The following is a 12,582-nucleotide window of genomic DNA, read 5'->3' as shown; positions in this document are numbered from 1 at the left end:
GTACATCCATTCAGCGCTCTCTATGTTCTTCTCAGCGAGAGCACAACCGGCAGGCTGCCGGTCGCTATCGGGAATTAGTACTCCAAGTCGCATGACGGCAATTGCTGTTGGAATTGCCGGGCACCCATGGCTGTGATTTGTGTTTGGCCGGCGTCGACAAATTGCAGCCGGTCCAACTGAGCCACAAGTGTTAAACCTTTGTCGCTGACGTTCGCGCCGTTGAGCCACAGGTCCCGTAGGTTGGTCAATTTGCTGAGGTGCTTCAACCCGTCATCGGTGATGCCGTCGTTTCCGGGCAGGACCAGCATTTCCAGATCCGTCATCCCAGCGAGGTGCTTTAAGCCGCGGTCGGTCACATGCGTTTCATTGAGCCACAAGTCTTTGAGCGTGGTCAATTTCTCGATGTGAGCCAATCCGGCATCGCTCACGCCATCGCAATGCGAGAGGACGAGGCTTTCTAATTGACCTAGACCGCTCAGTGAACGCATCCCGGCATCGGTGATGTTCGTGGCCGTCAACCAGAGATGCTTCAGTTGCGTCAGGCCGCGCAGCGACTCCAAACCGGCATCGGTGATGTTTGGACCGTAGATATAGAGAGTTTCCAAATGTTTCAAATCGCAAAGTTGTTTCAACGTGGCGTTGTTGGCACGCGACGTCCGAAAATCGATTGCCACAATATGACCGGCCGCGTTGAGCTTCACTTCGCCATCGAGGGTCTTGGGGTCGACCTGGGCAGCAGTGATCTGTTTAGGCTCATCCACAATGAGTCGCCGGACAATATGATCGGCCGGGACGTTCTCGGATTGGGTGTGCATGGTTGCGGCGGGTAACTTCCACATCCGCAATGTATTGTCCCGACCGGTCGACGTCGCAAAACGTCCCCCCGGCGCAAACGCAACGCTGATCACATCCGATTCATGGCCCGTATAAGAATGCAGTTGGCTGCCCGACTCCACATCCCACAACCGTACGCTGGCATCGGTGCTTCCCGACAGAATGTGCTGTCCGTCCGCTGAGAAAGCCAACGTTAAAATCTTGGCTTCGTGTCCTTTGAATTGTCGGATTTCCCGACCGGTGACCGCATCCCACAAGCGAATCACGGAGTCATTCCCACCCGAAACGACAAAGCGTCCGTCGGGAGCAACCGCCGCGCAGGTCATATCGGTTCCCGTGAGTTTGAAGCGGCCAATTTCACCGACCGCTTCATCGGTCAGGTCAGATTTCAAATTACGTGTCCCGGCAAATTCAAACAGCCGTGGCATTTCATCCGGATTTTGTAATTCCCAATCGGCCGGTTCGGGAGTGGCAGGGGCGGGCGGCGCGGGGGATTCTAATTTCGCCGGTTTCACTTTCCCTTCACTGGAACCTTGCTCAGAAGTCAGCAGCACATTGTTGCCAGCAGAATCCGCCTTGCTGCCGCTCATATGACCGTCCAGCGCTTCATCTTTGGCTTGCGCGGGACTTTCGGAATCATTGGCCAGGGCAATCAGCTTGGCGTTGATCCAACCTTTGGTTCGCTTGCCATCTCGATCGACATAGGTCCAAATCCAATCTCCTTGGGTCGACACCACTTTGAGTTGTTGCCCTTTGGGGAGTTCGGCCAGCACATCGTTGATCACTTTGAGCGGTGCTTTGTCCTTAGCGACAACCACTTGATCGTTGGGCTTGAGGTTCGCCAGATCGGCGTCGAGGAACAGTTCTTCGATCCGGTGTTCGAGTGACGATCCCCGCAAGCCCTTGGCGACGACGCGCAAGTTGCTATCTAAAATATACGTCTGGGGAATGCCCGTTACTTGATACAGAGTGGTGACCGATTGTTGGGCCTGATCCGCATGATACACATGCGGGTAGTTCAGCTCAGCTTGTTCAGCCGCTCGCGCTGCCGTGTCGCGATCGGTATCGGAACAGACGCCGATAATCTGTAAACCGCGATCTTTGTAATCCGCATTGAGTTTCCGCAAGTGCGGGAATTCCGCCCGGCACGGTCCGCAATAAGAGGCCCAGAAATCGAGCAGAATGTACTTCGATTCGCCGGCGATTTTTTGGAGGTCGATGGTCTTGCCATCCAAATCGGTCGCTGTGAATGTGGGAGCAATGTTTCCCGGTTCTAAACCGACTTGTATATCCAGCTGCGCCATGTCATCCGTCATGTCGGTAGGCTGGCTGTCAGCGGCGACGGCGAAATGACTCGATGTAGCAAATACGAGAATTGAATAAACGAATAACCGGCTGACGATGCAGTAGGGGGACGTCTTGGACAAAGAGACTCTCCTTGTTAGTCTGGTGCTGAGAGCAAACTCTGCATGGGGCGGCTTGTGAACACGAAAGGTTTACAAACTTGCCTGAGTACAAAATCTGTTCAGTGGGTCTGCCGTGACGCTCTGTCTTGATGTTCGCCAATAGCAACAACTTGAGCACAACAATGATAATTTTGGGGGCGTTCGATTCAGCGAACTTAGAATTGGTCCGCCGCACGGCATATGCTTGAAATGCCACAACCGCTACGCCAAGATGTTCCCAGTCGATTACGAGCTTAAGTCAGGGAACGATCGAATTTCAGTGGACGCGATGACCGCGAATGGTCTGTGCCGCGCCCTAGGGGTAATTACTGGCGTCCATGATTTGGTTTCGCGGGCCAATCGTCAAGCAACAGCCGGAAAGGTTTTTGTATTTTCCCAAAACTGCGAAATAGGTGCAATCCTGTCCACCGTACGAGGCGGTTCTGAATTGCCCAGACACAGTCAAGCTGGGGCGAATGGGGTGTTTCTAGTTGTCGTGGTTGAATGGGTCGAGGTCTTGGATTGGGTTTTATTCGAGGTGCTGGCTAGTATTGCGGACGCGCGCTGAAGAAGAATGAAGGGCAGGGGCAACTGGCGTAGCTTGCGTTGCGACCGGAGAACTGTGAACGACGGCAAAGCCGTCGGTTTGGGAATCTATTAGTTGGCGATATGTTTGCATGACCAAGACGTTGACTTCACCGTTACGAATTGGCCCGCTGGCGCTCGACTTTCCGGTCGTGCAGGCGGCGCTTTCGGGGTATAGCGATTGGCCAATGCGTGTGATCGCCCGGAGGTGCGGGGCGCCGTATACGATTTGTGAAGTGATGTTGGATCGGTTTATCACGTCGCTCAAAAACCGCGAGAAGACGCGGCATCATTTGATGATTTCCGCTGAGGAACATCCTGTCGGCGGCCAGTTGATGGGGGCGGAGCCAGAGCAGTTTGGTCCGGCGGCGGTGCGGCTTGTCGAAGCGGGTTTTGACGTGATCGACATCAACTTTGGATGTCCGGTGAAAAAAGTGCTCGGCCGTTGTCGCGGCGGTTTTCATCTCAGCCAACCGGCGACAGCGATCGAAATCATGCAGCGTGTGCGTGATGCAGTCCCGGATGCGATTCCGGTGACGGTCAAGATGCGACGGGGGATCGACGATTCAGCGGAAAGTCGCGACAAGTTTTACGAGATCTTCGATGCCGCCTATGAAATTGGCGTCGCTGCCATCACCGTGCATGGCCGGACGGTGATGCAGCGTTATGACGGACCGAGCCGTTGGGAATTTCTCCGCGAATTAAAAACACATGCCGGCCCGCGTGTGGTGCTGGGGAGCGGTGATCTATTCTCCGCCGCCGCCTGTTTGGAAATGATGCAGTACACCGGTGTCGATGGCGTAACCGTCGCGCGGGGGGCAATCGGAAACCCGTGGGTCTTCGCGCAGGCCCGGGCCCTGTTTGCCGGCCGTGAACTGCCTCCGCCAACAGTGTTTGAACAACGGGATATGATCCGCGAACATTTTGCATTGGCGCATGAAATCTACGATCCGCACCGCGCGTGCGGCGTGATGCGCAAATTCGGCATCAAATACGCCCGGCTGCATCCCCAGGGCGAACAGGTGCGCAACGCCTTCGCCGTGGCGCGTAGTGACGAACAATGGCAAGACGTCCTCGAGACTTGGTACGCCGAAGACTTACCCGGCTGCTTACCGGTGGTCGATGAAGTGGGATAAGGTTTGAGGCTTGAGGCGACAGGCGTGAGGGTTGGCCGTTGAGAAGTCGAAGGGAAATCGATCAATCTCTATAAGGCTCACAGCAGTTTAACCGACCTGCATCAACCAGCCCTCAGGCCTGTCACCTCACGCCTTAAGCCTCCCCGTCTCCCCGCCTACACGTGATCCATTTCACAGAAACGATCAGCGGCGGCGATGATTTCGTCGTCGATCACCAGCGCTGGGTCGAGCGATTTGATCATCGTGATTTCTGATTTGCGGTCCTTCACTTCGAAGAGATCGTTTGTGATCGGATTGTTCGGCAACCAACCCCCGCAGCGATCGACGTCCCATCCGGCAGTCAGGGACAGTACGGCTTGGTACAATGCCGACAACGATTCATTGGTTTGGTCCGCACAGGCGTAATCTAGGATGCGCCAGCCGTGGGGATCCGGAGTCAAACGGACGTAGCCGCGGTTCGATCCGTCTTCGGCTTTCAACCAGAAAAAGCGGTCCTCGGGAAACTTGCTGGACATCGCCCGCCAATAGTCGTCGCTGCGGCGAATCGAAAACGGTGTCGCTCCATGGTAGTCGTGGTACATGGCCGACATCGCGGCGAAGTCGTCGGCTTCCTGGAATTCGGTCAAAATCTCGTCGGTGTTCGACTTGGTGACCGTGGAGAGATAACGCCAACCGGCCGAGGCGGGGCAGAGTCGATAGCCCATTGCGGCGTAATATTCGGCGGCGATGTCGGAATAAAGAATTGACAACCGCATACCGCGCTCGGCGAGTTGCTGCTCGACCCCTTCAATCAGCTTTGCCGCGTAGCCTTTGCCACGATATTCGCCGCAGGTGTAGACTGACCCGATTGCAAAACCGGGAATTGTTTCGCCACGCACTTGAAACTCGACGGGATAGCTTCCCAGCGAAGTTGCAACATGCCTGCCGGCGCAGCCCACAAACCATGTCGCCCGACGGTGCGGATCGGCATTGAGGCGGTATTGAATATGTTCTTCGAGTGAACGGCCTTTGCTCCAGATATCGTAAACATTGCGGTGGGCAACAACGACTTCATCGGGCGAGGCGGGATGGACGTCGAGTGTGTCGGTCATAGTGCCTAATCAAAGCTGAATAACAGGAAAATTGTTGTGAACACGATAGTATGTTGACGATCTGACCGGTCGCGCACAATGGTAGCGATGATTTTGCGGCGCGATGCTGCGCGTATGGCTGTCGACATCATTTGCCGTTGGTCGTCAGGTCTAAGAGCAGGGCTGCTTCGTCGTGCATCCACTTCAGAGTCGGATCGTGCTCTAGCGCCGCGGACTTGAGAGTTGCAGTCTCAGAGAACCGGCGAACCGCTTCGTCGCGACGATCTTGTTCCCAGTCGATCATGGCGAGTACGTATTGGGCGACGACCGCGGCGTCGTTATTAGATAGTTCGATCGCTCGATTCAATGTGGTGACGGCTTGTTCAACCTGGCCACAGCGATATTCCGCCACGCCCAACACGCACATGGCATCGCCATCGTCAGGCCTCGTCAGGGTGGCTTGTTTTGCAAGCGGAAGCGCTTTGTGCGGATCACGAAGTTCGCTGATCGGACATCTTACGAGTAACCACGACAGCCAATGTTGTGCTTTAAAATGTTGTGGGAAATGTTCCACGTCCGTTTCAAAGTCTTGCAAGGCTTGAGAAAAATATTGCCGCGCAAGATCGATATGGCCTGTGTCATACATCATTGTCGCCAAGTCACAGGGTCCCCAGCCGATTCCCCCTGGTTTTCCAGGGAGTTGCGGAAAGCGTATCGAAATATCCCGGCGCAATATTCGCTGTTTTTCCATTTGCACGCGGGCTTCATCAAACTTCTGTTCTCTTCCAAGCGTTAAAATCAGATTTTCATAGCAGATCGCCAAGCGACGCTTATGCTCGTAAACGTTGGGGAATTCCTCGGCGAGCAATTCCCGCAATTGAGTCGCTTTTCGCCGAAATTCACCGGAGCGGTTGTAGTCCCCTTGTCGAAAATAAAGCTGCCCCAAATAGGACCGATTCTGGGCGAGTCGCCCGCGGATATCCGTGTTATTGGGTTGGTCTTGCACCAATTGCTCATAGACACGATTTGCGAACAACAGCTCCAGTTCGGCTTCATCAAAGTGTAACGTGCGCAGCAACATCGTTCCCAACCATTGGCGACAATGCGCTTCGTCCGGTCCATCGGCGGCGTTGGGATACTCAGACTTTATCTCGTTCCAAATACGCACCGCCTTGCGCAGATAGATTTCCGCTTCATGTTGATGCTGGGCTTCCCAGTGGAAATTGCCCATGTCGGTATTAACTTCTGCGAAACGACGACGAAATCGAAGTTCGCCTGGGAAATCCTCCACCAGACTCTGAGTTTCATCCAGCCGCAATTTACAGGTGGCCAGTGCATCATCCATATATGTCGGCCGACGTTGGAAATAGGATGTCCCCAGGTATCCATATGCTTCAGTCAGCGTGTCGCGGTAGACGGCATTTCGTGGATTTGCGGCGATCAACTTTTTGAGCATCGCGATCGCACGCTTGCCGGTCTGCTCAGCTTGTTCGAATTCGCCCAATGCTTCGTGAATGTTGGTGATTTTCACGTAGGCTCTTGCTGTTTCGTAATGTACGGTTGGGACGTCCCCCTCGGCAGCTGACAAGTGCTCTAAAAAGTTGACCGCCTTTTGCAATAACTCCCGCCGGACGGTTGCCATTTGTGGAACGTCGACTATTTCATCCGAGGCGACCTCGGTGAGCATTTCGTTGACAGCCTTCAGGGCGTGCGTGAGATTGTCGTCGGCGCGACGTGATTGCCGCTCGGCAATTTTCCGTTGCTTCGACTCTGCTTGATAGGCACGGGCCACAAAAAACATGCTGAGGGAAAGCGCAACTACTGCCATCAGCAAGATCGCAGCTATGGATGAGACGAGCGTGTTATTCCGTCGCGACCACTTGGCAAATCGATCCCAAACCCCCGGCCGTTTTGCGAGGATGGGCCGTAGTTCCAGGTAGTGTCGCAAATCATCGGCCAACGCTCCTGCTGAAGCATACCGTGCCGCGGGGTCTTTTGCCGTTGCTTTGAGGACGATCGTCTCCAAGTCAGCTGGAACCGTGCGATCGAAACTGCTGGGCAGCGGCGGTTCTTCCACAGCAATATTTTTAAGCATGACAGCTTTATCTGCCATGGGGAGCATTGGCTGACAGGTCAGCAATTCATAAAGCGTGACCCCAAGTGCATAGATGTCGGTCCGCTGATCGACCAATTCGTGATGTCCCAGTGCCTGTTCGGGACTCATGTATTGTAGCGTCCCAATGAAGTCACCCGTCATGGTGAGGTTGCCTTCAGATTCCATTTGGGCCAAGCCAAAATCCGTGATCCAAAGCACTCCCTCTCCGTCGATCAACAGATTCGACGGTTTGATGTCGCGATGAATGATTCCCCGTTGATGTGCATAATCTAATGCCTCGGCCGCCTGAATGCCCAACTCAGCGATCGTACGAAAGCGGTTGTGACGATCAGCCAGCGATTGTGTCGTGTGACATTGAATGCGATTTGTTTCGACCACGCGCGCTGCCGTCTCTGCTTCGTGCGCCTGCGTGTCAAACGAGGTTCCACCGGCCTGTGGATCGAGGATCATCTCACACTTCGCAGCTTCCTGCGATGAACCAGCATTTTTGACGCGTGTGACTGCCGGGAGCTCGGCGATTTGGCCGTCGACCAAGGAGAGTCGCAACTGCTTGAGGACCGTTGCTAAATCTTGTCCGTCGACGTATTGCATCGCATAATAGTGCACGCCGCGATCGGTTCCGACAGAATGGACCGGCACAATGTGCGGATGATGCAGTCCAGCGGCGGCCTGTGCTTCGATTTTGAATCGCTGCAATTGACGCGGGTCGAGGACCGCTGCAAATGGCAGGATCTTGAGTGCCACCCGTCTCTGCAAGGAGATTTGTTGAGCCTCGTAAACGATCCCCATGCCGCCGCGGCCAATTTGGCGGATCAGACGAAAATCGCCAATGATCTTTTCGGTCGATTCAGGATGATCGTCGTCACGAAACTGGGTTGACTCAGGCGAGGCCAATGCGGCCAATGCCGGAAATAGCTGGCGGATGACCTCCTCAAATTGCGGATAACGAGTGACGAATTCTTCAACGTCTAGCGTTTCGCCCCGGCTGAACCGGTCGGTGATCTCATCTGCAATCTGATCAAATAATGAATCGTCTGCTGAGCCAACGTGTGAGTGAGGTTCCTTCACCGACGCTCCTCTTATTTCAGTCCAAGATCACCAGGAGCATTCCTAGTCGTGTCAGCCCACACCATACTAAAGTTACCCGCTGACCTAGGTATTGGCAACGCCATTTTGGCAGCGCTGGGTGTCCCCGTTGAATTCCGAGTCGCAATCCCCTAAATCCGATAGTTCAAGGGTTTACCACAGCCGACAGGTACTTACGACAAGGCAGAAAAATGAACACTTCCGATCCATTGTCCAAACCGAAATCTGATTTTGACAGCCTGATTGAAAAACTGAGTAGCCCGGATTCTCCGGTGGGTATTGATGCAAAATACACGCATGCGGTGATCATTGACTATCTGCGGCAAATTTCAGCGCGACTAGAAGCCATTGAGCACAGTCTGGAAAAAGGGTGAACTTCGAAGGGCCAGCGCGTGTTAACGAAAGTTCATCTAACGTTCACATTGCCGGTGGTTGGCACATATTTTTTCAGCAGCGCGGTGCCATCCGCCGTCCGTTGCCGGTACGATAATTATACAAACAGTTATTAAGTCCGACGCATCTCATCAGAAGAGGCAGTGGGACGTTATTTGTTCGCGCCCGAATGGTAAGAGTTGGCAATACAACGATTGGGGAAACAGCCATGTTGCGGATCACGTTGGCGGGACTGCTTTTTGTGGGGTATTTGTGGGCCGGCCTCTCAACGGTCGTTGCTGGGGATTGGCCGACATGGCGGTACGATAGTCAGCGGAGCGCTGCTGCGCCCGATGCACTCCCGGCAAAGTTGCATCTGCAATGGACACTCCAACGTCCCCCTTCGGCCCCCGCATGGCCCGAAGATCCGCGTTTGCAATTCGATGCGGGGTATGAACCGATCGTGGTTGGCGACACGCTGTATGTTGGCTCCGCACGGAATGATTCGCTGACGGCGATCGCGGCATCGACCGGGGATGAGAAATGGAAATTTTTCGCCGGAGGCCCGATTCGATTCGCCCCGGTGTTCACCGAAGGCCGGTTGTATTTCGGCGCGGATGATGGTGTGTTTTATTGCCTCGATGCTGAAACGGGTACCGTCGTTTGGCAGCACGATACAGCTCCCACAAATCGCAAGGTGATCGGCAATGGCCGGTTGACATCGGTATGGCCCATGCGGGGCGGACCGGTTTTGAGCGACGGCAAAATCCAATTCACAACCGGTGTCTGGCCGTTTGAAGGAGTGATGCTTTACACGCTCGATCTGCAAAACGCAGACGCCACTGATGAGAAGCCGCACCTGACAAGCACCGTGCTCGCGGATTCCGCACCGCAAGGCTATGCCGTCGTCGCCGGTGACCGACTGTTCTTGCCCTGTGGCCGTGAGAGGGTGCTGGCCCGTTCGCTCAGCACGGGAAAACCAATTGGGATGAAGTACGATTCCCGCGGCAAGACTGATTTTCATGCCATTGCAGCCGGTGACTGGTTGTTTCATGGCGAGAAGATTTTTCACGTCCAGGATCAACTCCTAGCAGCTGTCGAAGCACGGCGACCTGTGGTGGCGGATAATACGGTCTACGGTGTCCAAGGGGGGAACGTGGTTGCCTTGGATTTGGCGGATCCCCAATACACAGAGACCAAAGACCGTCGCGGCAAACTGGTCAAACAGTTATCCTTAGCCAAGAAATGGGAATTGTCCTACGCCGACATTGTGGGAAAAGCCGAGGGCGATGCAGCCAAATGGTTGGCGGACAACCCGCTGACGATCCACCTCAAGGCCGGCAATCGTTTGTATGGATATCAGGCCGGACAAGTCTTCGCCATCGATTTGCCCACGGAGAATTCTCCGGCAAACAAAACATGGTCCGCCGCGATTGAGGGAACACCGACGTCGATGGTCGCGGCTGCTGACAAATTGTTTGTTGTGACGCAGGAGGGGAAATTCTATTGTTTTGGTGCCGAAAAAACCGATCCGCGACACCACAAACCAGAGAGTGTGGAGCTTGCATCAACTGATGCCGCCACTGCGGAAAAGGTTGCAGCATTACTCAAAGCGTCACCGTCGGATACTGGGTATGCCCTCGTCATGGGCGTCTCCGACGGCGGTTTGATCGAGGAGTTGCTACTTCAATCGCAGTTGCCGGTGATTGCCGTCGATCAGGACGCTGCAAAAATCGATGCCGTCCGTCGCAAATTGGATGCTGCCGGTGTCTATGGCACGCGCGTCTCGGCGCATGTCGGCCGGCCGTTGGAGTTCGGATTGCCGCCCTACATGGCGTCGTTGATCACGTCCGAAGATGCGCAGTCGGGTGATATTTCTGATGCGGCAAGCGTGATTCAAAAGACATTTCAAATCCTTCGACCCTACGGCGGCGCGGCTTACTTGGCGACCTCAGATGTCGAGCACGAGATGCTTGTGCATTTTGTCGCCGCTTTAGGATTAGCGAACGCCGAAGTCCGTCGTGTGGGGGATCTCTCCTCGATTTCCCGTGAAGGTTCGTTGCCCGGTGCAGCTGATTGGACACACGAATATGGCGACACCGCCAACACGTTGATGTCCAAAGACAAGCTGGTCAAAGCGCCGCTGGGCGTATTGTGGTTTGGCGGACCGGCGGCGGACGGAGATTTGTTTTATAACCGCCACTATTGGGGCCCAAGCTTGACCGTGATCGGCGGGCGAATGTTTTTGCAGGGTCCGAATAAATTGTCGGCCGTCGATATCTACACCGGCCGTGTGTTGTGGCAAATGCCGCTCAAAGATAGTGACGAAATCCAACCTGGTCGTCGCGGTAATGATTTCGAGGAAGTCATAGCCGGCTTCAATTTCGTTGCGATGGAAGATGGAATCTACCTCGTCAATGAGCAGGTCTGCCGTCGTTACGACCCCGCCACCGGCAAAGTGATGTCAGAATTCACGTTGCCTAAAGCTGAGGGGCAATGGGGCCGGTTTCGCGTTTATGAGGATCTGTTGATCGCAGAAGTCTTTCGCGAAGTCCCCGGCAAGGGACGGTTGCCGGTCGAGTTGCAAGCGATCGACCGCAATAGCGGGGAGACCGTCTGGAAGAAAACAGCCAAGTTTAGTTTCCCCTTCGTCGCCATCAACGGCGGCAAGTTGTATTGCTTTGATGGCATGATTCAAGATCTGTATCTCGACTGGAAACGCCGCGGAAAAATTCCCGAAGCAGGCCCCGACCGGGATGTCGTTGCTATGGATGTTCGCAGCGGCAAAGAATTCTGGCGGTACACGACCGACATGATTGCCACCTGGCTGAGTTATTCCCAGGAGAACGACGTGCTGATGGTCTCCAACAACAAGGGGATGATCGCCTATCGCGGCAAGGATGGCAAAGAGCTGTGGCGGAAGTATGCTCAAGGGAAAGGCTTTGCCGGCCATCCGGAAAACCTGTGGGACCGCGTGATTTTGTGGAAGGATCAAGTGATCGACCAGCGCGGTCCAGGACTGGCCTACAACATCGCAACCGGCGAGTCGATCCAGCGCAAACATCCGGTGACGGATGAGGAGATTGACTGGGAGTTCACAAAAAAAGGGCATCATTGCAATTACGCAATTGCCAACGAACATTTGTTGACGTTTCGCGCAGGGGATGCTGGTTTTTGTGATGTGGAGACCGGCACAACCTCGCGGCTGACCGGGTTTCGTTCCGGGTGTCGCAACAGCCTGATCCCGGCCGGTGGTGTGTTGAATGCTCCCAACATGGCGCATGGTTGTGTGTGTGGGTATTCCATTTTCACATCGCTGGCGCTGGTGCACGTTCCCGATGCCGATTTATGGACCTACGGCGCTCTGAAAAAACCGGACGTCCAGCCACGGCAACTTGCGGTCAACTTCGGCGCCCCTGGGGACCGTGTCGATGAGACCGGCATGATGTGGTTGGATTACCCCAGTGTCGGCGGGACGTCTCCCGACGTTGAAGTGAAAGTCACCGGCGACAATCCGAGTTACTATCGCAATCACTCTGCTCGGATCCATGGCAGCGACCTGAAATGGGTCGCCGCTTCGGGAGTCGAGGGAGCGGAGGAGATCACCATTAAACTCCCCGGTCGTGCCAAGCAACCCCGTAACTACACGGTGCGTCTCTATTTTGCCGAACCGAATGACACCTCCGCAGGACATCGTCAATTCAATGTGTCATTGCAGGATCAGCAGCTCCTTGCCGACTTGGACGTCGCAAAAGCAGCGGGCGGCTCGCAGCGGATCTTGGTCAAGGAGTTCAAAGAGATTGCGATCACCGAGGAACTAAAAATCTCACTCACCCCCGGAGTAGGACGACCGGTCTTGTGTGGCGTCGCGATCGCGGCGGAGAACTGACGGCGGGAATACCGCGAGTGCGATAGTGGTCAACTCGCCGCTTCAACTC

Annotated in this window: 6 protein-coding genes; 3 read left to right on the top strand and 3 right to left on the bottom strand. The window is 54.9% G+C overall.

Translation table 11 applies throughout. From position 1 onward, the window contains the following. Positions 1 to 74 precede the first annotated feature (74 nt). On the bottom strand, positions 75 to 2,261 hold the full coding sequence (locus Mal52_RS20855) for a redoxin domain-containing protein (protein WP_145378448.1): 2,187 nt from the start codon (positions 2,259 to 2,261) through the stop codon (positions 75 to 77). Positions 2,262 to 2,956: 695 nt separating this feature from the next. Here Mal52_RS20855 and Mal52_RS20850 point away from each other — a divergent pair. Then, positions 2,957 to 4,000, top strand: coding sequence for a tRNA dihydrouridine synthase (locus Mal52_RS20850; protein WP_145378447.1), 1,044 nt, complete (start codon positions 2,957 to 2,959; stop codon positions 3,998 to 4,000). A 155-nt stretch (positions 4,001 to 4,155) separates the two neighbouring features. Here the strand turns inward: Mal52_RS20850 and Mal52_RS20845 are convergent, their stop codons facing one another. Both Mal52_RS20845 and Mal52_RS20840 read right to left on the bottom strand, forming a co-directional pair. After that, entirely contained in the window at positions 4,156 to 5,091 is a 936-nt protein-coding gene (locus Mal52_RS20845; RefSeq protein ID WP_145378446.1) for a GNAT family N-acetyltransferase, read from the bottom strand. Positions 5,092 to 5,218: 127 nt separating this feature from the next. After that, a complete protein-coding gene (locus Mal52_RS20840) occupies positions 5,219 to 8,254 on the bottom strand; it encodes a serine/threonine-protein kinase (protein WP_145378445.1) in 3,036 nt (1,011 codons plus the stop codon). Between the two features lie 209 nt (positions 8,255 to 8,463). On the opposite strand from Mal52_RS20840, the gene Mal52_RS20835 reads away from it, so the two are divergent. Together Mal52_RS20835 and Mal52_RS20830 are read left to right on the top strand one after the other, a co-directional pair. Next, on the top strand, positions 8,464 to 8,646 hold the full coding sequence (locus Mal52_RS20835) for a hypothetical protein (protein WP_145378444.1): 183 nt from the start codon (positions 8,464 to 8,466) through the stop codon (positions 8,644 to 8,646). Positions 8,647 to 8,873: 227 nt separating this feature from the next. Beyond that, positions 8,874 to 12,533, top strand: coding sequence for an outer membrane protein assembly factor BamB family protein (locus Mal52_RS20830; RefSeq protein ID WP_197534364.1), 3,660 nt, complete (start codon positions 8,874 to 8,876; stop codon positions 12,531 to 12,533). The last annotated feature ends 49 nt before the right edge of the window (positions 12,534 to 12,582 follow it).

Origin of the sequence: Symmachiella dynata (assembly GCF_007747995.1) — a bacterium.
GTDB classification, from domain to species: Bacteria; Planctomycetota; Planctomycetia; order Planctomycetales; family Planctomycetaceae; genus Symmachiella; species Symmachiella dynata.
This window is presented reverse-complemented; position numbering and strand designations above follow the sequence as displayed.